The 24,956-nt window shown below is 57.8% G+C and carries 23 protein-coding genes; 13 read left to right on the top strand and 10 right to left on the bottom strand.

The window, feature by feature from the left end:
- Positions 1 to 185: 185 nt before the first annotated feature.
- Positions 186 to 584, top strand: coding sequence for a DUF1236 domain-containing protein (locus HGP12_RS12870; RefSeq protein WP_168840656.1), 399 nt, complete (start codon positions 186 to 188; stop codon positions 582 to 584).
- Between the two features lie 272 nt (positions 585 to 856).
- On the opposite strand, the gene HGP12_RS12865 is transcribed toward HGP12_RS12870, so the two are convergent.
- A complete protein-coding gene (locus tag HGP12_RS12865) occupies positions 857 to 1,537 on the bottom strand; it encodes a hypothetical protein (protein WP_168878992.1) in 681 nt (226 codons plus the stop codon).
- 277 nt (positions 1,538 to 1,814) lie between these two features.
- On the opposite strand from HGP12_RS12865, the gene HGP12_RS12860 reads away from it, so the two are divergent.
- Both HGP12_RS12860 and HGP12_RS12855 read left to right on the top strand, forming a co-directional pair.
- Positions 1,815 to 3,248: a sensor histidine kinase gene (locus tag HGP12_RS12860; protein ID WP_168878991.1), complete on the top strand. Its 1,434-nt coding sequence runs from the start codon at positions 1,815 to 1,817 to the stop codon at positions 3,246 to 3,248.
- A complete protein-coding gene (locus HGP12_RS12855) occupies positions 3,245 to 3,889 on the top strand; it encodes a response regulator transcription factor (RefSeq protein ID WP_168840659.1) in 645 nt (214 codons plus the stop codon). Before HGP12_RS12860 ends, HGP12_RS12855 begins: the two co-directional genes overlap by 4 nt.
- On the opposite strand, the gene HGP12_RS12850 is transcribed toward HGP12_RS12855, so the two are convergent.
- Entirely contained in the window at positions 3,883 to 4,368 is a 486-nt protein-coding gene (locus tag HGP12_RS12850) for a hypothetical protein (protein ID WP_168878990.1), read from the bottom strand. The genes HGP12_RS12855 and HGP12_RS12850 overlap by 7 nt on opposite strands.
- A gap of 405 nt (positions 4,369 to 4,773) precedes the next feature.
- Between HGP12_RS12850 and HGP12_RS12845 the strand changes: the two genes are divergently transcribed.
- Positions 4,774 to 5,097: a hypothetical protein gene (locus HGP12_RS12845; protein ID WP_168878989.1), complete on the top strand. Its 324-nt coding sequence runs from the start codon at positions 4,774 to 4,776 to the stop codon at positions 5,095 to 5,097.
- 36 nt (positions 5,098 to 5,133) lie between these two features.
- On the opposite strand, the gene HGP12_RS12840 is transcribed toward HGP12_RS12845, so the two are convergent.
- The 8 genes from HGP12_RS12840 to HGP12_RS12805 form a co-directional block, all read right to left on the bottom strand.
- The gene (locus HGP12_RS12840) at positions 5,134 to 6,333 is read right to left on the bottom strand and encodes an ABC transporter permease (protein WP_168878988.1); all 1,200 of its coding nucleotides are present in this window, start codon (positions 6,331 to 6,333) and stop codon (positions 5,134 to 5,136) included.
- Positions 6,334 to 6,337: 4 nt separating this feature from the next.
- On the bottom strand, positions 6,338 to 7,480 hold the full coding sequence (locus HGP12_RS12835; protein ID WP_168878987.1) for an ABC transporter permease: 1,143 nt from the start codon (positions 7,478 to 7,480) through the stop codon (positions 6,338 to 6,340).
- Positions 7,477 to 8,187: an ABC transporter ATP-binding protein gene (locus HGP12_RS12830; protein ID WP_168878986.1), complete on the bottom strand. Its 711-nt coding sequence runs from the start codon at positions 8,185 to 8,187 to the stop codon at positions 7,477 to 7,479. Before HGP12_RS12830 ends, HGP12_RS12835 begins: the two co-directional genes overlap by 4 nt.
- Entirely contained in the window at positions 8,184 to 9,323 is a 1,140-nt protein-coding gene (locus HGP12_RS12825) for an efflux RND transporter periplasmic adaptor subunit (RefSeq protein WP_168878985.1), read from the bottom strand. The genes HGP12_RS12830 and HGP12_RS12825 overlap by 4 nt, the downstream gene beginning before the upstream one ends.
- A gap of 87 nt (positions 9,324 to 9,410) precedes the next feature.
- Positions 9,411 to 10,433: a helix-turn-helix domain-containing protein gene (locus HGP12_RS12820; protein WP_168878984.1), complete on the bottom strand. Its 1,023-nt coding sequence runs from the start codon at positions 10,431 to 10,433 to the stop codon at positions 9,411 to 9,413.
- Positions 10,434 to 10,761: 328 nt separating this feature from the next.
- Complete coding sequence (locus HGP12_RS12815) at positions 10,762 to 11,784, bottom strand: ABC transporter permease (protein WP_168840667.1); 1,023 nt, start codon at positions 11,782 to 11,784, stop codon at positions 10,762 to 10,764.
- Entirely contained in the window at positions 11,768 to 13,288 is a 1,521-nt protein-coding gene (locus tag HGP12_RS12810) for a sugar ABC transporter ATP-binding protein (protein WP_168878983.1), read from the bottom strand. Before HGP12_RS12810 ends, HGP12_RS12815 begins: the two co-directional genes overlap by 17 nt.
- A gap of 172 nt (positions 13,289 to 13,460) precedes the next feature.
- Positions 13,461 to 14,447, bottom strand: a complete 987-nt coding sequence (locus tag HGP12_RS12805; RefSeq protein ID WP_168840669.1) for a sugar ABC transporter substrate-binding protein — start codon at positions 14,445 to 14,447, stop codon at positions 13,461 to 13,463.
- 323 nt (positions 14,448 to 14,770) lie between these two features.
- Between HGP12_RS12805 and HGP12_RS12800 the strand changes: the two genes are divergently transcribed.
- The 9 genes from HGP12_RS12800 (at position 14,771) to HGP12_RS12760 (ending at position 24,949) form a co-directional block, all read left to right on the top strand.
- Positions 14,771 to 15,781: a LacI family DNA-binding transcriptional regulator gene (locus tag HGP12_RS12800; protein WP_168878982.1), complete on the top strand. Its 1,011-nt coding sequence runs from the start codon at positions 14,771 to 14,773 to the stop codon at positions 15,779 to 15,781.
- A gap of 225 nt (positions 15,782 to 16,006) precedes the next feature.
- Positions 16,007 to 16,417, top strand: coding sequence for a hypothetical protein (locus HGP12_RS12795; RefSeq protein ID WP_168878981.1), 411 nt, complete (start codon positions 16,007 to 16,009; stop codon positions 16,415 to 16,417).
- A gap of 334 nt (positions 16,418 to 16,751) precedes the next feature.
- Complete coding sequence (locus tag HGP12_RS12790; RefSeq protein WP_168878980.1) at positions 16,752 to 17,552, top strand: hypothetical protein; 801 nt, start codon at positions 16,752 to 16,754, stop codon at positions 17,550 to 17,552.
- A 619-nt stretch (positions 17,553 to 18,171) separates the two neighbouring features.
- The gene (locus tag HGP12_RS12785) at positions 18,172 to 19,185 is read left to right on the top strand and encodes a UDP-glucuronic acid decarboxylase family protein (protein ID WP_168840673.1); all 1,014 of its coding nucleotides are present in this window, start codon (positions 18,172 to 18,174) and stop codon (positions 19,183 to 19,185) included.
- Entirely contained in the window at positions 19,185 to 20,171 is a 987-nt protein-coding gene (gene galE, locus HGP12_RS12780) for a UDP-glucose 4-epimerase GalE (protein WP_168878979.1), read from the top strand. Before HGP12_RS12785 ends, galE begins: the two co-directional genes overlap by 1 nt.
- 44 nt (positions 20,172 to 20,215) lie before the next feature.
- Positions 20,216 to 22,024, top strand: coding sequence for a glycosyltransferase family 2 protein (locus HGP12_RS12775; protein ID WP_168879130.1), 1,809 nt, complete (start codon positions 20,216 to 20,218; stop codon positions 22,022 to 22,024).
- A gap of 12 nt (positions 22,025 to 22,036) precedes the next feature.
- A complete protein-coding gene (locus HGP12_RS12770; protein WP_168878978.1) occupies positions 22,037 to 23,455 on the top strand; it encodes a UDP-glucose/GDP-mannose dehydrogenase family protein in 1,419 nt (472 codons plus the stop codon).
- Positions 23,439 to 24,008: a DUF995 domain-containing protein gene (locus tag HGP12_RS12765; RefSeq protein ID WP_168878977.1), complete on the top strand. Its 570-nt coding sequence runs from the start codon at positions 23,439 to 23,441 to the stop codon at positions 24,006 to 24,008. Before HGP12_RS12770 ends, HGP12_RS12765 begins: the two co-directional genes overlap by 17 nt.
- Complete coding sequence (locus HGP12_RS12760; RefSeq protein WP_168878976.1) at positions 24,005 to 24,949, top strand: glycoside hydrolase family 26 protein; 945 nt, start codon at positions 24,005 to 24,007, stop codon at positions 24,947 to 24,949. The genes HGP12_RS12765 and HGP12_RS12760 overlap by 4 nt, the downstream gene beginning before the upstream one ends.
- Positions 24,950 to 24,956: the final 7 nt, after the last annotated feature.

Genomic DNA, 24,956 nt, shown 5'->3' with positions numbered 1-24,956 from the left:
CGCGCCTCAATGGAGCTTCAAGTGAGCATTAACCCATGCATTTGAGGCTTTGGTCCGATTCCCCTTGCGACCGATGTCTCAACCCAATCGACTGAAGCCCGACGAAAGGAACAGATTACAGTCAGGTCCTGTTTTACCAACAGCTCCGTCGATGACGGACGAATAATAGGTGAAAGGAGATTCTGATGAAAATGAAAGTACTTAGTATTGCGGCACTCTCGCTTGGCCTGGCCGCCGGAAGTGCCTTCGCCCAGTCGTCGACCGTCACCGGCGCGGCAGGTGGCGCCGCAACAGGAGCCGTGGTCGGTGGACCTGTCGGAGCTGCCATAGGCGGCGTGGCAGGCGCCATCGTCGGTACCGCCATCGATCCGCCGCCGCAGAAGGTGGTTACCTACGTCCGCGAACAGCCGCTGCCTGATGATGGAATGGTGGTCCGCGACCGGGTGGTGGTCGGCCAACCGTTGCCGGAAACCATCGTGGTGAGAACCGTTCCCACAAACCCACGATATGCTTATGCGGTGGTCAACCACGAACGCGTGATTGTTGAACCGTCATCGCGAAAGGTCATCCAGATTATCAAGTGACCGAGGTGGGGAGCGAAGATACGCGCTCTCCAACCTTTCCCGAGCTTTGCATTTGGCCATTCAATCTGGTGGAAACGTCAGGTTGTAATTGCCTATCGCCGGATCGAGCAGCGTTGGGGCGGAAAGCTCGACCCGGCGATAGAGCCGGTGGGCGGACCGGCTATGAAGTGGCGTCAGTTTAGCGGAACCCCTCAAAGGAAGGCCTAAGGAACCGTCGAGGCCGACGCGCGGTAGTCAATCTGCTTATGCTGCAAAGCCGCTATGGCAGAGCTTCAGTCGTCGACCCCGTTATCGCTCTGAGACGGGGACGTGGATTGCTTTTCCAGGGCGTCGCGAACTTCTGCTATTTTTCCCGTATTCGTTCCGGCCCCGAGAATGCTCTTTGCCTCGGCAAACGTCTGGTCCGTCACTGGTTTGTTCGACAGCTGCGCCAGTGCCGAACGCAAAGCGCTGTCGCTCAGCGCGGGATCGGTCGGCACGGCCGTCGTTCCGTATTGCATCTCGAACTCTGCATATGCCTTTACATAGGCCGAGAGCGCCGCCATCTTGGGATCCTTCGAATTCAGGTAGGCGTGGTAATCTCTCTTGAGCGAACTCAGGCTGCCGAGGCCGGGCTTCGAGACCTTCGCGCTTGCGCTACGGGATCTCGCGCTATGGGATTGGGAGCGCTTGTCGGGGTGATGCGCCAACAAGGACGATGAAGTGCCCGACGCCGTGGCCGTATTCGTGGCGGTGCCGCTGGCATCGTCGTCACCGGACTTTGCGTGCTCGGAATTTCCTTGGCCATGGCTGCCGCCATTGCCGTTGCCGTTACCACCACCATTTCCGTTGCCGCCGCCATTTCCGCCCTTTGCGAATGCCGTCTCTACGAAGCCGGCGGCAGTTCCAACCATGGGAGCGACAGCCAACACCAGGCCAAGGCTTGTGGTACCGATGATAGAGCCGATTTTCATGCGCATTTCCTTCACAAAATGTCCGTCGCCTGGGGCAGCGGCCAGCAAATCAATACGCCCTACAATATTACCGAATTCCCGCGTTTCTACACCGGTCGGACCTATGCCTTGGGTATTAGGACCATCGTCTGATTGATCCCGTGCGATGGTCCCTTAGATTGCGTGGGCCGGATAACAATACCATCTTCAGGTGACGACCCGGCCGGTACGGACGGGCAATGGTTGACACTCGATCCAGCTGGGATAGCTATAAGGGGTTGGGAGATCAGTGCTGACTATGCCAGTTCTGCGAGCACATCGTAAACACAAGCTATCTCTGGCAGGTCTGATCGAACGCTGGAACTCTCAATCCTTGGCCAGACAGTTTTTGCTCGCGGGCGGCTTCGTCGCGATCTGTGCGATGATCGTTGTCGGCTCCTTCGTTGCCGGCCTGATCGAAAACGCGGTGACACGCAATTCCGCGGCGACGACGGCCCTTTACGTCGACAGCGTCATCGCCCCACTTCTACCCGATATGCAAACCACCCAGGTCCTCGATGACACCGTAACACGGGCTCTTGACGAGACACTCGGTCAGGGCGCGCTTGGTACCCGGCTGTTTTCGTTCCGATTGTGGCGTAGCGACGGGACGATCCTTTACTCCAATAACAAAAATCTTTCCGGCAAGCAGTTTCCGCTCTCAGACAGTCTGAAGACCGCTTTTTCCGGCCGGATGGTCGCGAAATTCAATCAGATCGATGATGTGGAGAGCGTTGCCGAGCGCGAAAGCGGCAAACCGCTGCTGGAAATCTACAACCCGGTATTACAGCCTTGGTCAGGCAAAGTTGTTGCCGTATCCGAGTTTTACGAAGTGGCGAACGACTTCGAAGGAAGCCTGATACAAGCCCGGCTGTTGAGCTGGCTTATGGTCGCCTTGTTTACACTGACATTCTTCGCGCTTTTGTCGATTATCGTCCTGCGCGGCAGCCGCACCATCGATAATCAGCGCAAGGCTCTCAATGGCCGTATCGGGGAGCTGTCGGCGCTCCTTCTGCAAAACGAGGCGTTGCGCGCGCGCGTTCAGCGCGCGACGCAGCGATCGGCTGCGCTCAACGAGAGCTATTTGCGTCGAATCGGAGCCGACCTGCATGACGGCCCTGCCCAATTGGTCGCTTATGCCTCTTTACGTCTGGACAGCCAGGCCCTCACAAGTCCCGCCACCGCGCCGGAAGAACGTGAAGCATCTCTGCGCACCATCAAAGCCAGCCTCGACGATGCGATGACGGAAATCAGAGGCATCTGCAGCGGGTTGATGCTGCCCCATATCGAGACGGACAATCTGACCGACCTGTTGACGCGCGCGATCCGCGCGCATGAGCGGCGCACCGGCGTAGGGGTTTCGCTCGTCGTGGGCGCGACACCGGCTGATCTTTCCAACTCCGCAAAGATCTGCGTCTATCGATTTGTCCAGGAAGCCTTGAACAATGGCTATCGCCATGCCGGCGGGATCGGACAAAAAGTCTTACAATCCTTGGAAGGCGGCCAGATCGTGATCGAGGTTGCCGATGAAGGGCCGGGATTTGATCCGAAAGAGGTCGGTCCGCAAAAACTGGGCCTCGCCGGCCTCAGAGATCGGGTCGAGAGCCTCGGAGGCACGTTTGCGCTTCTATCATCGAACCGGGGAACCACCGTTCGAATGGCTCTGAACATCGAGGAAATGGAGCAGGCATGACAACATCAATTAGCTTGGCAGTCATCGATGATCACCCGCTTTTCAGGGAAGGCGTCATCCGAAGTCTGACTGAAATGGATGGATTTAGCGTCGTCGGCGAAGGAAGCAGCAAGGAGGACGCGCTGAGGATCGCGGCGGAGTGCCGGCCGGACATCCTTCTGCTCGACATCTCGATGCCCGGAGGAGGGCTGGAGGCTGTTCCTCTCATTCTCGAAAAGATACCCGATCAGAAGATCGTGATGCTGACCGTCTCCGAGGCGAGCGATGACGTCATGGCCGCGCTCAAGAGCGGGGCGAAGGGCTATGTCCTGAAGGGTGTTGGATCCAGGATGCTCGCCGACATCATTCGCAGCATCGCCGCCGGTGACAGCTATGTCGCACCGACGCTATCGGCTCGCCTGATTTCGGAAACCGGGTCGAGCACTCAAATAAATCCCTTCACCGCGCTGACCGATCGGGAACGGGAGGTGCTGGAATTGGCCTCCGCCGGATTGAGCAACAAGCATATCGGGTTGAAGCTCGATTTACATGAAAAGACCATCAAGCATCACATGACCCAGATTTTCACCAAGCTCGAGGTGAGCAATAGAACGGAAGCGGCGATGGCATTCCGGGATGAGCTTGAAAGGCGCCGTCAGTGAAGGAAGGACTTGAGCCGCTGCTCGTCTGAAACCGTGGCAATGCGGTTGACGATCGTGCGGCCCTTTGAATCCTGCATAACGTAGCGTCCGCTCTGTATCTTTTCGCTCATGCCATCCTGATGGCGAACTGTAATCGAGCCGTTGCCCGCGTCGGTGGACTGATCGGCATCGACCTGGCTCTGCGTCGCGCTCTTGGCGCTGGACGACTGGCCCTTGTCGTTGCCTTTCCCATTTCCATTGCCGTTACCCCCTCCGTTGCCGCTATTGCCGCCGCCGTTGCCGCTGCCTCCGCCATTCCCGTTACCCCCGCCATTGCCACCATTGCCACCGCCATTGCCGTTCCCGCCCTTGGCCTCCGCCATCTGCGGGCCAAATGTCGGGGAACCACCGTGAATTTTGACAGTGTAAGGCAGCGCGGTGCTGACGAAGGTCAGCAACAAGCATGGCAAGGCAGCGATAAGCTTTCGACGCAGTGACAACTGTAGCCTCCTGAGGCTTGGAGTAGTTCCAGCGACGGGCGGTCATCGTTCCCCGGCACGAAAGCGCCGCCCTCCATCGCCGATTGGTAAGTTCCGATCTCCATATCAGATCGTCGCAACACAGCGACGGGTCAAGGTTTATCACGCAGGCAAAGCTCAGCTGGGACTTCAGCAATCGCTCCCGGGACCTTTTGCTGGCACGGCATCAGACCAACGTCGGAGAAGGAGACCGACCGAAGCCCAATTGCATGACGGCATTATTGAAAGCGATTTTCTCCGGCCGATATCACTGCGGGCACGGCGCGACCCTGACGACGCAGATGCGGCGGTCGGGATCCCGTCTCTGAAAAAATTGGCACGCGCGATGCGTCAGCAGCTTCGCGACCGGTCCGATGGGAGAGTATTATGAACCAAAATTGGAGGATATTTCTGGCCCGTATAGCCCCGCCGGGTGCGATACTAGGCTTCTCAGCGGCCGAATTTGCCGTCGAGGTTGCCATCAATCTGCGCTATTGCCTGAACCTCGTCCAACCGACGCCGGAATGCTTCGATCTGGCCGAACTCGTCTTGCTGCGCGCCCAAAATTATGGCGAGGCAAGAATGGGTGATAAGTCGCTGTTGTTCGCGGAAGCCGAAGATGCCCTTGCCCAGGCGACAAGGCTGCTCGAGCTCGAGCTCGAATATTGCTCGAGAGGAAACTTGAAGGAGACCTGCGAACAAGCCGCCTGAAATTTTCGCCAAACCATGCGATGGCACGCCAAGACCCTATCCCCGTGATCGCAAGGCTGCGGTCAGGGGAAGGCGGCTTGCAACGGTTGCCGGCAACGCGCCGCCCAGAATACCGATTGCAAGTCCAAGCAGACCGGCGGTTGCCATGACATCGCCGGTGACGGAAAGCTGAAAGGCCATGCGAGCGCCATTGGCGCCGACGGTGCTTGCCTGCCAACCGTTGAAGGCGAGCCATGAGGCCAATAGTCCGACCATCACGCCTCCGGTCGCAAGCAGGACCGCCTCCACCCAGGTCCCAAGAAAAGCGGAGATGCGGCTGAAGCCCAGCGTCCGGACCGTTGCGATCTCAACCGTGCGGTCTAAGACCGAGTTCATCATCGTATTGAATGCGCCCGCGGTCGCGCCAATCGCCATCAGCAGTGCAAGCGGCCATCCGAACAGTCGGATCAAGCTTGCCGTGCGGGCCGATTGCGCCGCATAAAGCTCGGCTTCAACGACGGCACGCAGCGGCGGCGTCTTGATCGTGTCGAGCCTATCCTGAAGTCGTGACAGCGAGGCGGCGTCGGCAAGGCGCATCCGCAGGCTTTGCACTTGTCCCTGACGATCGAAAGCCGAGCGAACCGCATCAAAATCGGCCCATATTTCGGACTCGAACGCACTGCCGCGCGCCGAGAACAGACCGACCACCGTCCAGTCGACCGTACCGAGCCGCACCACATTGCCGATCGAAAATCCAAACTGTAGCGCGAGGCGGTCTCCAACGACGATCTCGCGCGTACCGGGTGCAAATAGATGTCCGGCCGACAGAAGAATATTGTCACGGATCGACGGGCCGCTTGCGTCCATACCCCGCAAAGCTAATGTCTGCGCGGTGACAGCGCTGCCCGACTTGGAATCGACGGCGACGACGATTTCTCGCGAAAAGATCGGCGTCCCGTTTGCATCCCGCGTGACGCCAATATCGCCGGTCATCGCAGCGAGCGTGCGGATGACCGAGGCTGGAACGTCGGAGCCAGCCTCCTGATTGGTGCCTCCGCCCAGGATAACCGCCACCGAATTCGAACCGGCACTTTGCAGAGCCATTTCGAAACCTCTCGCCATCGCCAGAAAACCAGCAAGGACACAGACGACCAGCGCCACGGAGATTACCATGGAAGCGGAGATGGAGACGCGTCGTGGCATGCTGAACAGGTTTGCCCGGATCATGACGACGGCCTGCCTGGTATTGGAAGACATGGATCTACCTCGTTCTGAATGCGGAAGTGATCGGAATCCTGAGTGCGTTCAGGGCTGGAAGCGCTCCGGTTACGAGCGCAAGCAGAACGATCATTCCGAGAGCTTTTGCAAAGATGACGCTGGAAAAGACCAAGCCGATTGCTGGGCCAGTGATCCTCGTTGCAAGCAGTGCAAGCAGCAATCCCGTCGCTCCGCCCACCAGGAATATGAGGAGTGTTTCGCAAAGGATGAGAGCCATGATCCAGGAGCCGGAAAAGCCCAGGGTTTTCAAGAGACCGATCTCGAAGGTACGCTCGCGAACGGCAAACACCATGGTGTTCCCGACGATCATCAGCAGCGTGACGAAGGCCGCCCCGACAACCATGTTCACGATCAACCCGATATCCGCATACTGACGCAGAAAGGCCTCGAGGAATTGCTTTTCCGACCTGGTCTGCGTTGGCGCGGCTGAATTGGCGAACAATTGGTCGATCCTGGAAGCGAGTTCCCCGGCCGATATATTTGGTTGCGGTCGAACGATGAAGGCGTCGACCGTATCCTTGTTGCGGGTACGCAGCGCATTGACATAGTCGTATTGGGCGATGACGAAATAGGTGTCGGTGGAGGCATTCTCGCCCTCGAAAATGCCGGCGATCTCGAAGGCCCAGTCGCGGCTGCCGTCCTGCTTCGCCGTATCGAAACTGGTAACCGTGATCCTCTGGCCGACCGTCCAACCCTGCGCGTCGGCAAGCGCCCGGCCGACGAGGACCGTGCTGCGGTCCTTGCCGAGCGCACCGATCAGATCGGACGTCAGTCCGAGCTCCTTCCCGTTCGAACTCAAAAGACGCCGAGGATCGACGGCACTCACGGGGATAATGTTCTTTTCGACGGTCGCAAACCCGCGCAGGCGCGACATATAGCCGACGGCAGCCACATCCGGTTCGGCGGTAATTCGGTTCAGGTAAGAGATCGGCAGCGGCTGGGTGCGGCCGGCCTGACTCATGACGCCGAGAATGTCGTCGCTGGCCGCCGACGAACCCTGACTGCCATCGACGAAGCTCGTCGTCAGACCGTAAATGAGAAAGGCCGTGGCCACGCTGATCATCAGCAGCGTAGTGCGCAGCGGCTTTCGCCATGCGCTCTTTCGCACGAGATCGAAGACCGTCATGCGTCGGCCCTCCCCGCCTCGACAAACTCACCCTTATCGAGATGCAGCGTTCGGCTGGCATAGCTTGCGGCTTGCGGATCGTGGGTGACCATGATGATCGTTTTGCCCAGCTCCCGATTTAGAAAGCGCAACATCTCCAACACCTCGTCGGCCGATCTGCGATCGAGGTCGCCCGTCGGTTCATCGCAGAGCAGCAAAGCCGGATCCGCTACGATGGCGCGCGCGATGCCGACGCGTTGCTGCTGTCCACCCGACATCAGCCTTGGATATTGCTTCTGGCGTCCGGCAAGTCCGACCAGATCCAGAACCTTGTCGACCCGAGCCCGTCGCTCCCGGGACGAGAGCGGCTTCAGCAGAAGCGGCAACTCGATATTCTCGGCCGCATTCAGCATCGGCAGGAGGTTATAGAACTGGAAGACGATCCCCATATTGTGGCCGCGCCAGGCGGAGCGAGCCGACTCGCCCATCTGATCGAGATTGCTGACGCCGATGCGCAAACGACCTGAATCCGGCCTGTCTATGCCGGATAGCATATTCAGCAGCGTCGATTTTCCGGACCCCGAAGGCCCCATGATCGCGACGAACTCGCCGCGAGCAATCTGGAGATCCAGATCGGAAAAGATGCGGACGGTCTCGTTTCCTATCCTATATGCCTTCCTGACGCCGCTGAGCGCGATATAGGGTTCTTTGCTTGTCGAAGAGGTCATTGAAGAGTGCCTCCTGGCTGTTGTGCTGAAGCGATCGAAATACGAATGCGCGCAGCCATGTTGGGCATGATGCCCTCGGGTGGGTTGAGGAGCGCAAGGCGCAGGGTAATCGTGCCTTTCTCGGCCGAAGCGATCGGCCAAAGCTGCAGGATCTCGATGGCAAAGGCCTTGTCGGGAAAGCCATCGAGGATGGCTTCGCCGCGAAGGCCCGGCCGAAGCGCGCCGATATTGGTTTCGGCAACATCAGCGTCGATCACGAGGCTGCTTGTATCGGTGATCGTCAGAAGGCTTTCATTTTCCTTGATGCTGTCTACCCGGGCCAGAACGCGGCCACCGACATGGGCATCGAGCCGCGTTACCGTGCCGGAGATCGGAGCTTTCACCGTCAGCGCATCGACATGCTCCTCAGCGATCTTAACGCCGAGTTGCGCTTTGGCGTAAGCTTGGCGTGCCTGATCGACAGCATTGAGGGCGGTATCTCTCGCCGTTCGTGTTTCCTCGACGGTTTGTGCCGAGACGACGCTTTTTGCGGAAAGCGCCTCGTTGCGCTCCAGGGTGCTGCGCGCCTGCTTCAGTTCCAGGATCTTTCCGTCAAAGACTAGCTTGGCGGCATCGCTGTCCGCCTTGGCCTGCTCGAGCGCGAGGTCGGCGCTGATATCGTCGACCCCAACGAGAACCTGCCCCGCTTCGACGCGATCGCCGATCCGAGCCGCGACCGAGGCGATCTCTCCCTCATATTTGGAAAAGACCGTCACGATGCTGGGAGCGACGACATAGCCGGAACCGGTTATCTCCGGCACGGTCGCCGATCGAGGTGGATTGAGAGCCGAAGTGGATGCGCTGACGTCTGCGGTCGCCCAGCTTGCTGTCAGGCCCGTTTGGTCACTCGTCCGCCCGATGCTCGGCGCGAGAGCGATTTCCGGCTTCTGCTGCACCATTCCTTTGAGCCGAGGCGTGATTTCCGACCAGAAGATGGCGACCGTGATCGCGCTTGCACCGAGCGCAAGTAAAATACTGGAAAGCAGAAGCCGTCGACTCTTCTTGGCCGGCGGCTCCAATGATGGGAACGAAGGCCCAAGGGAAAGCGACCTGAGCGTTTCGGCGAGCTTGCGATTGTCTTCGGTGATCGTATTCATGCCGCCAACATGAACGGGACGGGAGGAAGTTCGACCTCGAACGCGTTCCAGATCGTCCTCGATCGCGATCTGGCACCTTTGCCTTCCTTATGCGGCTGCCATGGTCTTCTTCCGCCACTCCACAGGTGTGACCTCGGTCACGCGGCGGAACTCGCGATTGAAATTGGATTTCGTCTCAAAGCCGACCGCATACATGATCTCGATGACCGACTTTTCGGTTTCGGTCAGCAGCTTGCAGGCGGCCGCGATACGAAATTCATTGACATATTGCGAGACGTTTTTTCCGGTGCCGCGGTTGATCGCCTCGGAAATTTGACGCGTCGACAGGCCGGCTTTGCGCGCCAGTCTGTTCAAGGTCAGATCGTGATCCTCATAGAGCCGCCTGTCCGACATCAGCGCTTGAACGACAGCCATCGTCTCGATATCGCCCGTATCCGCTTTCGGGACCTCGGCGATGTCGGGCGTTTCCCTTGCCGCTGCGCCACCACGGCTGGCCGCCGCGGCCGCGGTGGATAAGATGACGAGCGCCACCAGGTTCCCACCGACAATGAGCGTCGGCGCGTAGCGGCCATGTGTCCATATCAAATCGAACATTACAACTGTATCGAGTGCCGCAGAAAGAAGCAGCGAGGCAGCCGCAAACAGGATCGCATAATAGGTAGGCCTGGCTTCGTCGAGGGCAGCAAGCCGAAGGGCGTCCATTCCCGGCCGCATCAGGCGCAATATGGCAACCGCATAGCCGACGAAGACGACAACAAGAATGACGTCGATCGCGTCGCGCCAAACGATCATCGATATCAAAACGAGGATCGCCGGCACGACATGAATGCCGGCGCGCAGGAAAGGCGGTTGCCCGCTCTTCCTGACCAACTGGAACACGCCCACATAAACCAGCGGCGGCATAATCGCCGCGACCAAAGGGGCCACATACATAACGGCCTGGACCCCGTAACCCCATCGCAACCCTGACAACACGGACTGGAAAGCGCTAACCAGAATAAGCGCAAGGAACGGGACGTTGGCGGGGCGTTCGTCATCCGGCTTGAACACCACGGCAAACAGCACGAGCAGCACGATGGCGACGGCAAAGGGAAATGGAATAAAAAGCATGACAGTCACCCACGGCGGCTTGAAATCAATAGAATGAAATCATGTCAGTAACTATCGCTTCGCACGACCTCGATCGTGTTTCAGTACGGTGCCATTGCGATAAATTGGCGCCTGCCACCGGTCAGGGACGGACAGCGGTCCGCCCTCACCTCGATGGGGAGCCGTTAGCGCCTATTCCGGAGCGTGTTATCCCAAGACCTGGCTATCCGCTACGCAGCATCATCCTCGGCATCGAGACAATCGGCTCGACGCAGAAATGACGAGATTATCGAAACGACTTCAGCTTCAAGGACGAACGCACTATTGGGGCTGGCACGTTGAATATCATTCATCGCGTTTCCAATATCCTCATCAATCGACCGCGGTAGCTGTCGAGAATGACGGCCAGCACGATGACCGCGCCAATGACGATCGGCTTGATGTTATCGTCGGCGCCGAGCAGTTGCAGGCCCGTGGATAGTACTTGCAGAATGCATGCGCCTACCAGCGTACCGACAATCGATCCCTTGCCGCCAGAAAGACTGGTCCCGCCGATGATTACAGCTGCAATGGCATTGAGCTCATAGCCAATACCGGCAACCGGGCTGCCGACATTGAGGCGCAACAGATAGACCATAGCTGCAATGCCCGCCGTCAGTCCCGAAATCGTGAAGACGGCGATCTTGAACCTTTTGGGCTCGTGCCCTGACAGTCGGACGGCTTCCTCATTGGTGCCGATCGCAAAAACAAAACGCCCGAACACGGTATAACGCAGCACGAACCAGCCAATAAGCACGACGACGATCGCAATCAGAAAGATTGAAGGGAATACGTCCCAGAAGATCAGGTTTCCGAAATCGACAAAAGGTTGAGGCAGGCCGGTAATGGTGGAATTGTCACTGACGACGCGCGCCAAGCCGCTTGCGATGTTCAACATGCCAAGTGTCACGATGAAGGACGGAAGCTTCCATTTCTCGCATACCCATCCATTGATCGCACCCAGCACGGCGCCCGCTCCCATCGAGGCTACCGAAGCCAGCACGATCGCCTGCCAGGGAGAAAGTCTCGGATCGACCATGATCGTCGCCCCGATAACAGTGCAAAGCGCCAGCAGCGAGCCGACCGACAGATCGATGCCGCCAGTAAGGATGACGAAGGTCATGCCCGAGGCGAGCACGGTATTGATGGCGATCTGCACGAAGATCTTCAGAAAATTCTCCGGCGTTGCGAAGTATGGTGCCGTCGCCGAGAAAAAGATCAGGATCAGAACGAGGGCAATGGCAACGCCCGCTTCCTTCATCGATATCCGAATCAGTTTGTCCCAGAAGCTTCTCTCTTTCGCCTCCATATTTTTTTCAATGTTGCCGGACACGACTGTACTCCTTGTAGGCGAGTGAGAGGATCCTGCTCTCTTCGAATTGGTCCCGAGGCATTTCTCCGGCTATTTTGCCGTTCGAGAAAACGATAATGCGATGGCAAATGCTCATGAGCTCCGGCAGATCGGACGATACGACCAGAACACCCTTTCCCTCGGCGGCGAACCTCCATAGAAGGTCATAGATTTCGGCCTTTGCACCCACGTCGATCCCGCGGGTCGGCTCGTCGAAAATCAACACTTTGGGGCCGCGGAACAGCCATTTGGCAATGACGACCTTCTGTTGGTTGCCGCCGGAAAATGTCCTGACCACCTGGTGGATGGACGGCGTTTTAATGCGCAGCTCGCGTGCGAGACGCTGTGAATTGTCATTCTCGATCTTCCGGCTGATCAGGCCGTTGCGGGAGACTTTGCCGAGATCTGTGATGGTGGTGTTTTCGGCGCAGCTCATGTCGAGCATCAGGCCCTGCATCTTGCGATCTTCGGTTGCCAGACACAGCCCTGCCGCGACAGCATCGCTGGGCGAATTGATCTCGACCAGCTCACTGTCAATGCGAATTTCCCCCCCGGCTTTTGCATCTGCGCCGAATATGGCGCGAACTGCCTCGGTCCGACCACTACCCACAAGCCCGGCAATGCCAACGATTTCACCCTTGGCCACGGAGAATGACAGCTCTGGACTATTGTGCGTCACCTTCAGACCGGAGACACCGAGCGCCTCACCCGATATGACGCTGTCGCCGCGAAAAGCGTCGTGTTTCGCGAGCGTTCGCCCTACCATCAGTTCAACGATTTTTGGAATTCCTAGCCCTTCAAGCGGTCGCGTGATCACATGTTGGCCGTCGCGCAAGATGGTCACGTCATCGCCTACCTCAAAAATCTCTTCGAGCCTGTGCGATATGTAAAGCGTGGTTACGCCCCGTGCCTTCAGCCGCTTCAGAATTTCGAAGAGACGATCGACTTCCTTGGAGGTCAAGGTTGCCGTCGGTTCGTCAAGGACCAGAAGCTTGCTCTCGTAACAGAGCGCCTTGGCGATCTCGAGAAGCTGAAGCTGCGCTAGGCTCAAGCTGCTGGCAAGCGTTGTCGGCGCCACGTTGAGGCCGACTTCTGCCAGCAACTCTGCGGCCCTGGCGTTCATTTGCTTGTAGTTCACCAGGCCGTATCGGCGTGGGAGATGTTCGAAAAGGAGATTTTCACCAACGGTGAGGTTGGATAGGGGATGCAGTTCCTGATGGATGACGCGAATGCCGGCCTTAAAGGCCTCCAGAGGAGAAGCCGGATCGTAGCGCTGGCCGTCGAACACGATATGACCGTCATCCGGCTTAAAGACACCGCCAAGGAGGTTGATCAGCGTGGATTTTCCGGCACCGTTTTCGCCGAGAAGGACGTGTCCCTTGCCGCGACCAATGCCAATGGAAACATCTTTGAGCGCGACGACGCCCGGGAAGCGCTTACCTATTCCTTCCAGCTTCAGGATGTAGTCATCTGGTGTGCCTGACACGTCCCACCTCACGCATGGTCTATTTCGGATCGGAAATGGCCACCCGCCATGGCTGACGCCCAGGCTGCTCGAAAACGAGCGACGTCGGAGCATTCAACATGAAAGCGATCGGGCAGCGAATAGCGCCGGCCAAGCAGCCGGCGCCTCCTTTAGCCTCGGAGCTAAGCCCCGACTATTTGATATCCTTGGCGGTAATGAGCGTGACGTTCGTCTTGACCCAACCGGTGAATTTTTCGCCGGCGAGCTCACGAAGGCCATACTTGATGCCCATGGCTGCCATCTCGGCACCATACTGCTCGACAGTGGCAAGCATCTTGCCGTCCTTGATCAACGGCCTGACAGACGGAATGTTATCGAAACCCACCACCTTGATCTTGCCGCTCTGGCCGGATGCATCAAGCGCCTTGACGACACCGAGAGCCATGGAGTCGTTTGCAGCCATGACGCCCTGAATATCCTTATACTTCGTCAGGAAATTCGTCATGACGGTGTTCGCTTCCTCGGTCTCCCAATGCGCGGTCTTGCTGTCGAGAAGCTGGAGCTTGCCGTTCTTGATGGAGTCCATGAAGCCCACCTTGCGCTCCTTGGCGTTGTCAGCCTCAGGATTGCCTTCCAGGATCACGACCTTCGCGCCAGGCCCCAGATCCTTGGCAAGCGCATCGCCCGCAAGCTTGGCGCCCTCAGCATTGTCAGGCCCGAAGAAGGCAAGATCGATACCGGCTGCCTTCTTCGCGTCGGCATCCAACGGCACGTCGATGTTGATGACCTTGACCCCGGCCTTTACGGCCTTCGCAAGCGGAGTGGCCATCGCCTTCGAGTCGGCCGGCGCGACGACGATGATATCGTATTTCTGCGTCACGAAGTTTTCGACCGCATCGACCTGCGAGGCAAAATCACGCTCGTCCTTCATGCCGACGGCCTTGAAGTCGAACTTGTCCTTGTTTTCAGCCGCATATTTGTCGGCCCCCGCCTTCATCTGCTTGAAGAACTCATTCGACAAGGACTTCATGATCAGGCCGACCTTAGGCTTACCGGCCGCAAAGGCGGGCGACACGCCGCAAGACAGCGCAAGCACCAAAGTGCCTGCAAGACCAAACTTCAACGCCGCACGACGCGAGGCGCTGATCAAGACGGATTCATGGTTTTTGGAATTAGACATTTCTTTCCTCCCGACGGTCCTGGGCTCAGCTCCACCTGAGTTGTCAACGACAATGAACCGTTTCACCAGGCAATGGGTAACAACGCCCCCGAACATTGTCAAGGCGATTGAAATGGCGAAAGAAATTAACAAGGCTTGCACTTTCGCTCGTATGTTGCAGTATATGCCATGAACCGTTTCCAACGGCGCTGGGAAATGCCTTCCGTTAGACTATATGCGGTCGATGAATTTGACGTGCAGACTTTGGGTGAAGGCGCTAGAGACCGCCTGGGTCGGGCTGTTGTTGGGCACTGGTTCCGGAGAAAAAGGACATATGTTCTGTTATGCAAAAAGTCGGAATTCGCGACGTTGCCAAGCTCGCAGGGGTCTCTACGGGGACCGTCTCGAGAGTCCTGAATGATCACCCATCCGTCACGCACGAATTAAGGACGCGGGTCAATACCATCATAGAGGAACTCGGTTACACGCCGGATCCGTCGGCAAGAAGCATGCGCAGCAAGATCAGTCGCCTCATCGGCATCGTCATCCCGGATCTGACCAATCCATTCTTTTCCGAACTCGTCCAATCTGCCGAGCAAGCCGCAGCAACGCACGGCTACAACATCATCGTCATGACATCCTTCGATAACGCTGCGAAGGAAGCCGACCGTATCCGGCAACTGACGAGCCGGAGGGTGGACGGCATCATCCTCGTTCCGAGCAACGACTTCCATCCGATTAGGCTGCCAAAAGGGCTGCCAATCGTTGTCGTCGACCGTCTTATGCCGGGGTATTCGGGCATTGCCTCCGATCATCGCAATGGTGTCCGTCTCGGCGTCGAATATCTCCTAAAGCTGGGGCATCGCCGTATCGGCTTCATTTCAGGACCTGAACATTCGGTTCCAGCCAATGATCGCCTCAAGGGCTATCTCGATGCGATGATACAAGCCGGCGATAGCGCGGCAACCGCAGCCTCGCCGCTGGTTGCCGAGGCCAACTTCGATTATGAAAGCGGACGGCAGGCAGGAAATTATCTGCTGGCGCGTGCCCGCAGCGAGCGTCCGACCGCCATCTTCGCAAGCTCGGATCAGCAGGCGATCGGCTGCATGAGAGCGGCATATGACCTTGGTATCCCAATTCCGGCAGCGCTTTCCATTCTTGGGTTCGATGGCATCCCGCTCTCGGATATGACCATCCCGCGCTTAACGACGGTGAAGCAACCGATTGAGAAGATCGCGACAGCCGCAGTGGAAGTTCTTCTGAATGAGCAGGGCGCATCGAGCATTGACCATCCGGTCTTGTTGGCCTGCGAGCTATCTTATGGTGAAACTACCTGCGCACCGCAGCCCGACTGAATGCTGATGGGATATTCGCCGCGGATTCACAATGGAGCTGTGGCTGGGCAAAAGATCCACGCCGGAGGCTCGCTGGTCCGTGTACCAAGCAATATCCGATAAATACTGCGACTATTTTTGGTTCGATGCGCAATAACGCTTAAATATTTGCTGCCGCTGCTCACCAGCTAACAATGCATTCATGCAGTCAGCCTAGGAAAATCCCATCAATTGGGAGAATTCAAAATGCATGAGATTAAGAAGGCCCTTCAGGCGATTGCATTTACGGCAACCCTGGCCTCGACGTCGACAGCTTGGGCGTCAGGATTTGAGAACATCATCGTCTCGAACGCTAAGGATGCCGATGTGACGGAGACGACGCTTCCGGCAAATAGTGCTGCGATTTATCTGTCAGCGGACATTGATGACGTCAGCTCTGGCTCAAAAATCACCGTTTCCTGGATCGCCGTTGATACTAACGACGTAGCGCCCGCGAATTACAAGATTGACGAAGTCAGTTTCGATATTGGCTCTCTGGAAAACCATGTCAACTCGTCGCTTAGCAAACCGGACGCGGGCTTCCCCGTCGGCAAATACGAGGCCGTCCTGTCGGTGGACGGCAAGGTGATGGAGACCGTCGACTTCTCCATCAAGTAGGCTCACCTAGAGCGTTAAGCACGATCCAAGGGAACTGTGGGACCCTCACCTCGGCAGAGCGCGTGACAACGATTATGGCGTTTAAGATCGGCGCTGTTGACTTCGCGGCGTTCTGTTCGCGCTGGCCGGTTCGTTGAGATTTCCGGTTGCGATCGAGCTCGCCTTGAAGAGAGCGATGCCGGCAGCGCCAAGCTTGTCTCGCCATCTGTTTCGTCGATGTGAACGGCGCAAGTAAAATTCGCCTTCACGCTGCGCGATCGCGGAGCTTTTGTCCTCCCGCCCCATCGAAATACATGACATACTCAATAACCAGATGTAGCTGGAGCATTTTCCGATGCCGCGAGAAGCCGTCTGGACCCTGGTTTTGTTTGTTCTCCTCATAGTGAGCGCCGCAGTCGGTTCGATATTACGCGCCAGGCTGCCTGCTCCGCACCGCGGTACCGAGACGATAGACTTCCTTCGAGTGGTGACGGCTTTGCTTGTGACTTTTGCGGCGCTCGTGATGAGCCTGCTTTTGGCATCGGAATTGACCGCATTCACCACTGCCTCCCGCGATCGCAACCGCTACGCCGCCGGTCTGGCGGAAATGGACGTCTGCCTCAAAAACTACGGGTCCGCATTGGATAGTGAGAGACAACTCTTGCACAGCTACACCGTGGCTGTCATTGCCAGCACATGGCCGGGAGAACCGCTTCCGCCGGGAATGATCTATCCTGACGTATCAAAATTGCCTCTGATTGGCGAAGCACCCACCCTTGGGGCGCTTCTGAACACTATAGGCCTCAGCATTGCCCACCAGCAGCCAAACGATCCCTTGCACCAGGTGCTCGTGACCCGTTGCAATCAGCTCTTCAGCAATCTCATGGTCGCGCGATGGACCGTCATAGAAGATGCGCACGGCTCGCTTTCGGCGCCGTTTCTCGACGTCCTGATCTTCTGGCTTATGCTGGTATTTCTGAGCTTCGGTCTTCAGGCGCCTAGAAACCCGCTTACAGGCTCCATTGTCGCCGTCGCCATCGTTTCGGTGGCGAGCGTGATGTTCGTCATCCTGGATCTTGATCTTCCCTATGGCGGCTTTTTTGGTATTTCGAGCACGTCCATGCGGCATGCGCTCGCCGACATGCTGGCGCAATAGCGATCGATCATGCAGAGCGCAAACATGTAGCGGAGCCGTCACCCCTAATGGACCATGATGCCGCCAAAAGCGCCCTCGGGTCGGCACAATGGACCAGCTCAAAGTTCCAGCGCTGACCGGTGTTTCAGCGACACCGGGCAGTGGCGGAAGGCTGCCGAATGCCGGACCGGTACCCCCGAGAAGCAATAGTTACTGGAACTGACGGCGATTGATCCACAAAGGCTTCAAGCGGCGGGGCACAGCGTCCTGTTGCAAAAATGATCGTTGCGAATGAAGTTTCTGTAGCCGCCGCCGAAAGCAATGCTTCGTGTCACGCGGCAAATTGCAAAAAAGGCGGCAATTCCGGCAGTCGATGCCGAACGCCCCGCCTAAAAGTGCTCAGCGATCGTGTTTCGCAAGCAGCGCTTGGTTTTACTTACCTAACGTCTCTTGTGGTCAACAAATGTACAGATTGTAAAAATTTCGAATTGCCCGATAACGACAGAAACTCCAGACATTAGTAATTTGTTAATTATAGTCCTCGCCGAAACTATATTTAGGCGCGAGGAAAAACCACGGCACGTAAACAGTACAGCCGTCGCGACTATGTTTGTGTATCATCGTACAAGTGGAGAGTTCTATGAATATGCCGCTCAGATATACGAATTTGTATTCGAGAAATTCCGAACGCCGTACCGTTCTTGTTGCCGGTGGCGCCGGTTTTCTGGGCTCTCATCTCTGTGAGTGGCTATTGCGGGATGGTTGTCAGGTCATCTGTGCCGACGATTTCTCGACAGGGCGGACGGAGAATTTGCGGCATTTGCTCCGCTACGACGCCTTCAGCTTCGTTCGTCACGATATCGTCAATCCCATCGATCTACCGGTTGACGAGATTTACAATCTGGCCTGTCCCGCGTCCCCCGTGCACTATCAGGCAGACCCGATCCATACGATGAAGACATGCGTCTTCGGTTCGCTGAACCTGCTTGAACTGGCGACACGTCACCAAGCCCGCATATTCCAGGCTTCCACCTCGGAAGTCTACGGAGATCCACAGGTACATCCCCAGCCGGAACGCTATTGGGGCCATGTCAACTCGTTTGGCCCGCGCTCTTGCTACGACGAGGGAAAGCGCTCTGCCGAAACGCTTTTCTATGACTTTCATATGAGACATGGCGTGGACATCAGGATCGCGCGCATCTTCAATACCTACGGGCCGCGCATGCGTCCCGATGATGGCCGTGTCGTTTCCAATTTTATCGTCCAGGCACTCAAGGGGCAGGATATCACCGTTTACGGCGACGGATCGCAGACGCGCTCCTTCTGCTATGTGGACGACCTTATCGAAGGCTTCGTTCGGCTGATGAGGAATCCGTCCGCGCTTCATTCGCCGATCAATCTGGGCAATCCGGCCGAATTCAGCGTCCGCGAACTTGCCGAACAGGTCATCGCGCTGACGGGTTCGCCATCGAAAATTGTCTACAAACCGCTGCCAATCGATGACCCTCGACAGCGTCGTCCCGACATTACGATCGCCAAGCGGGACTTGGGATGGGAGCCGACGGTCGCTCTGGCCGAAGGTCTGAAGTCGACGGCCGCCTATTTCGAACGTCAGCTTCATCGGCAAGGCAGCGAACTCGTAGAGGTCATCTGATGTCTGCGCGCACCATCCTCGTCGCGGGCGGAGCCGGCTTCATCGGCAGCCACACGGCCAAGCTTCTGCATAAAGACGGTTACGAACCGATCGTCTATGACAATCTTTCCACGGGCCATCTTGAATCGGTCCGTTGGGGGCCATTCATAGAGGGGGATATTCTCGACACCCCTCGCCTGGTCGAGACCATCAAGACATACCAGCCCGATGCAATCATCCATTTCGCAGCTTCGGCCTACGTCGGCGAATCCGTCGAGGAGCCGGCGAAATACTACGCCAACAACGTCAACGGCACGCATTCGCTGCTGGAAGCCTGCCGCGCCACCGGTACCGACAAGCTCATCTTTTCATCGAGCTGTGCCGTCTATGGCATTCCGGATCAGCTACCGATCCGCGAATGTGAACCGCAGCGCCCCATAAATCCCTATGGCCGAACAAAGCTCATCGCCGAACACATGCTCGCCGACTATGCGGCAGCCTATGGGCTCCGTTACGTTGCGTTGCGCTATTTCAACGCGGCGGGAGCCGACCCCGAGCAGGAGCTCGGCGAATGGCACACTCCGGAGACGCACCTGATCCCCCGCGCGCTGCTTGCCGCGACGGGATCGATCGACTGCCTCGAGGTCTATGGCGATGATTACGACACCCCGGACGGCACCTGCGTCCGCGATTACATCCACGTCATGGATCTTGCTCGCGGCCACGCTCTCGCCGTGAAATATCTGATGGCGGGCGGCGGCAACCTCGCCATCAATCTGGGAACCGGTCACGGGACGTCGATCAGAGAGGTTCTGGACGCCATCGGACTTGCCTCGAAACGCTCCGTGCCGGTCACCATGCGCCCTCGCCGGCCGGGCGATCCGCCAGCGCTCTATGCGGCATCGGATCTCGCCGCCGAAAAACTTGGCTTCCAGCCCCTGTATTCCGATATCGGAACCATCATCCGAACGGCGGCTCCATTCTTCGGATTGGAGACGCAATCGTGAGGACGCCCAAGATAAACAGATCCGCCGCACAGGACCAGCCACTGATGGTTCCGATCCTCTCAGGCTATCGGCGCACGGAATATATCGTCTGTGCCGCGATATGGTTTGCGGCGCTCGTTTACCTTTGGCGCTGGTGGCTCCTGCCGACCCATCATATCGATCCGCTCGGATCGATTCTGATCACCACCGTTCTGGCATGGACGACCCTTCTTCCGGCCTATTTCGTAGTCGTATTCTATCGCGCGCGGAAGCCAAACGGGCCGCTGCGCCTGCCTGCGGGCAGCCGTGTGGCAATGGTGGTGACAAAGGCGCCGTCGGAACCGTTCGATGTCGTTGCCCGCACCCTGCAAGCCATGCTGGCCCAGGAAGTGCCGCACGATACCTGGCTGGCTGACGAGGACCCCTCATCTGCGACGATCGATTGGTGCCGCAGGCACGGCGTTCAGCTGTCTACCCGCAAAGGGCGGGACGATTATCACCGCCAAACCTGGCCGCGGCGCACACGCTGCAAGGAGGGAAATCTCGCCTTCTTCTATGACCATTATGGCTATGAACGTTATGACTACGTCGTCCAGCTCGATGCCGATCATGTACCGAGCCATGACTATCTTTATCAGATGTTGCGTCCATTCGCCGATCCTGCGGTTGGCTACGTGTCGGCACCCAGCATCTGCGATAGCAACGCTCACGAGAGCTGGTCTGCTCGGGGACGTCTCTACGCCGAGGCGAGTATGCATGGATCGCTGCAAGCCGGTTTCAACAACGGCCTGGCACCCCTCTGCATCGGCTCGCACTATGCTGTCCGCACCGCAGCTCTGAAAGATATCGGGGGCCTTGGACCGGAACTCGCCGAGGATCATTCGACGACGCTCATGATGAATGCGCACGGCTGGCGCGGCGTTCACGCCATCGATGCGATTGCTCACGGCGATGGCCCGCGCACCTTTACCGACCTCATCACCCAGGAATTCCAATGGTCACGCAGCCTGATGATGATCTTGCTGCAGTATTCACCTAAATTGCTGCCCTGCTTGCCGCCTCGGTTAAGAGCGCAATTCCTGTTCTCGCAGCTCTGGTATCCGCTGTTTGCACTGTTCATGACTCTGATGTTCGTGCTGCCGATAATAGCGCTCATGGGAGGGCGGAACTTCGTCAATGTGTCCTATCCCGATTTTCTGCTGCACTTCCTGCCGCAATCGTTCCTGCTGATCGCATTCGCCTATCGCTGGCGCCGTACCGGCACGTTCAGGCCGGTGGATGCCAAAATTCTCAGCTGGGAAGTGACGCTGTTTCTGTTCGCGCGCTGGCCATGGGCGCTTGCCGGGACAATCGCGGCGATACGCGATTGGACAACTGGATCTTTCGTCGATTTTCGCGTCACCCCGAAAGGCACGTCCAACGTCGATCCATTGCCTTTCCGCGTGCTGGCGCCTTATGCGCTTCTGTCTCTCGTTTCCATAACGCCTGTCCTGACGGTTCATGATGCCGGAGAAACGAGCGGATTCTATATCTTCGCGACCATGAATGCGACGGTCTACACGCTGCTACTATTGGTGATCATTCTGAAGCATGCGCAGGAGAACACCATCTCCATGAGCAGCCGCTTCTATCGCCCTGCCGTTGCAAGTGCATTGCTTGTTCTCATCGCTCTGCCAGGGCTTGCGGCCACAGAGCGCGGTCCCGACGGAGTGCTGTCGCTGACATGGAGCGCCAGCGGCTATGCGCTTTTCGTGGAGCGTTCGTCGGTGGCGGGGGCAGGCGTCAGCGGACACAAGCTGCACCGTATTACGTTCGACCCGCACTGGCATGACGCCAACGCAATGACGGAAATTCCCGGCAGGAGGGGCGCATAAGCGCGACAAAAGATGAAAATAGCTGTTGTGGGAACGGGATATGTGGGTTTGGTCAGCGGCGCCTGCTTCGCCGAGTGGGGTCATACCGTCGTCTGCGTGGACAAGGATCCGCCGAAGATTGCCGGCCTGCGGCAGGGTAGGATGCCGATCTACGAGCCGCACCTCGACGAAATGGTCGAACGAAACTGCGCGTCGGGACGGCTCGATTTCACCTGCAACCTCGCCAAGGCGTTAAAGGAAGCCGCTATCGTCTTTATCGCCGTCGGCACATCGCCTCGCAGCGACCGCGGGGAATCCGATCTTTCCTGCCTCTATCGTACAGCAAGCGACCTTGCGCCGTTGATAGCGGACGACACGGTTGTCGTCGTTAGATCGACCGCGCCGGTCGGCACCGGCGACATGGTGCAGAAGATCATCGCTGCGACGCGGAAACCATGCACGTTTTCCGTAGCGTCCAACCCGGAATTCCTGTGCGAAGGCGTTGCGGTAAAGAACGCGCTCATGCCGGACCGTGTCGTTGTCGGCGTCGACGATGAGCGCGCCTATAAGCGGCTCCTGGAACTCTACGCCGACCCGATGGACCTCCAGGATATACCGGTTGTGGTGACGGCGCGGCGAACTGCGGAATTGATCAAATATGCCGCCAACGCATTTCTGGCGACGAAAATAACCTTCATCAACGAGCTCGCCGACCTTTGCGAACGGCTGGGCAGCGATGTCGAGGAACTGGCGCTCGGGATGGGATTGGACAAGCGCATAGGTGCGACTTTCCTGACGGCAGGTCCCGGCTTTGGCGGCTCCTGTTTTCCTGGGGATACGCTCGCTCTTCTGCGAACCGCACAGGATCATGGCGTCGCGCTGCGTGTGATCGAGGAAACCGTTGCGGCGAATGATGCCCGCAAACGGCGCATGGCGCTCAGGGTCGTCGAAGCGCTTGGCGGCAACATAGACGGTCTGACCATCGCCATTCTCGGCCTCACCTGCAAGCCCGACACGGACGACATGCGCGAAGCCCCCTCAATCCCGCTGATCGAAGCGCTCCAGCGCTTTGGCGGTCATGTTCGAGCTTATGATCCGATGGGTATCGAGAATGCCGCGAAGGTCCTCGATGATGTGGTGTTCTGCGACGATCCTTATGAATGTGCGCGAAACGCTGACGCAGCGGTCGTCGTGACGGAATGGGCAATCATTAGGGATCTCGACCTGGTCCAGATCAAGGCGAACATGCGCCAGCCGATATTGGTGGATCTCAGAAACGCTTTTCGCAGGGACGCTGCCGTGCAACTCGGATTCCGCATTTCCACCATCGGAAATTCGGCCAGCACAAAGGGCGATGTTCGTAGCATGGCGAGACAGAGGAACAGGTCCCTAGGGACCGCGAAAATCATACCAATTGCTATGCGGGAGAAAGACAATGGTATCATTATATAACAAACCGCGCGCCCTCATCCGCCTAGGCGCGGCGACGCTTGCCGCCGTCATCGCCCTTGGATCCGTCGCGTCAAGCAGCGCGGCTGCCGCGAGCAAGGGCCTTAAACTGCCGGTCGACGCTCGCCCCATGACGGCGTTTGAGCTTTACCAACTATATCGCGACAAGAACTGGCAGTGGCCGGATGGCGCAGGGCAAATGCAGGACGCAAATCGTCATTTCGCTGCCTGGGTCGACGGCAAGGGAGGTAAATCCTGGGCCGAGGGCCGCTGGAGCGTCAGCGATGCCGGACGTATGTGCTTCGAAGCAACCTGGTACGCGGCGAACGGCAAGTTCCCGGCCAAGACCTGCTTCCTGCACCGCATTCTCAATGAAACCGTATACCAGAAGCGTGAGCCCGGTGGGGCATGGTTCATATTTCGCCATGCCGCGGCCAAAGACGCCGATGAGGCGCAAAAGTTGGTCGCCAACGATCTGGTTACTGAACGACTGAGCATCGTGAAAGCCACCTTGAGCACGAGCAAGGCCGAACTGAAGAAGGAGGCAGTCCAATGAAAACGGCATTCAAGTTTACCGCAGCCGTCGTTTGCTTCGCAGGTTTGTCCGGAGCGATTTACGCAGCAAATAATGGTCTCGAAACGGCGGGCGGCGGTCAAAGCATGTTCCACGACAAGAGGCCGATCATCACGCCGCAATCGTTGCCGTCAGGCGCATACGATCCGAACGGCGATTTCTCAAATGACCCCAATCCCAAGATCGAGCATGTCTTCCTTCCCTGGGAGGATGTCGATCTGTCGACACTTGGGGTCGCGGACACCTATGCCCGCCAACGTGGTCGCTCCTTGTTGATTACAGTCGAGCCCTGGTCCTGGGCGCGCAACTGGCGCGTCACGCCAGACGATCTTTTCCAGGGGATCATGGATGGGCACTACGATACGAACATGGCATCGATATGCTCGGCCGCCGCCAAGCTCAAGCAACCGGTGACCATTCGCTGGGCCCATGAAATGGACGAGAAGAACGGGCAGTTCACCTGGGCCTACTGGAGCCCGTCGCAATATGTAAAGGCATATAGACATGCCGTCGACGTCTGCCGTCGCGATCTTCCATCCGCCAAATACATGTGGTCGCCGATGGGCAAGGAAGGGCTCAAAGCCTATTATCCTGGCGATCGATATGTCGATGTCGTGGGCCTCTCGGTCTTCGGCTATCAACCTTTTGATCAGCTCATGCTCGGGCGTGATTCGACTTTCGTCGAAGCGACCAAACCGGGCTATGACCGCGTCAAAGCCTTTGGAAAGCCGATTGTTATCGCCGAGCTGGGCTACCAGGGAAGCGAAGCCTATGTCCATGCCTGGGCTGAAGAGGCCGCCAAACCGCATGACGAATTCAAGAACATCGTGGCGGTGGTGTATTTCGACGATCGCGAGGTTTATCCGTGGCCCCATGGTCTCGGACGGCCGGACTGGCGTGTGGCCAGCCCTCTGTTGAATTGAACCAACA

The sequence above is a fragment of the Rhizobium sp. P28RR-XV genome (assembly GCF_012641385.1).
GTDB lineage: Bacteria > Pseudomonadota > Alphaproteobacteria > Rhizobiales > Rhizobiaceae > Rhizobium.
The sequence above is the reverse complement of the archived record's forward strand: the minus strand, read 5'-3'. Positions and strand labels throughout refer to the sequence as shown.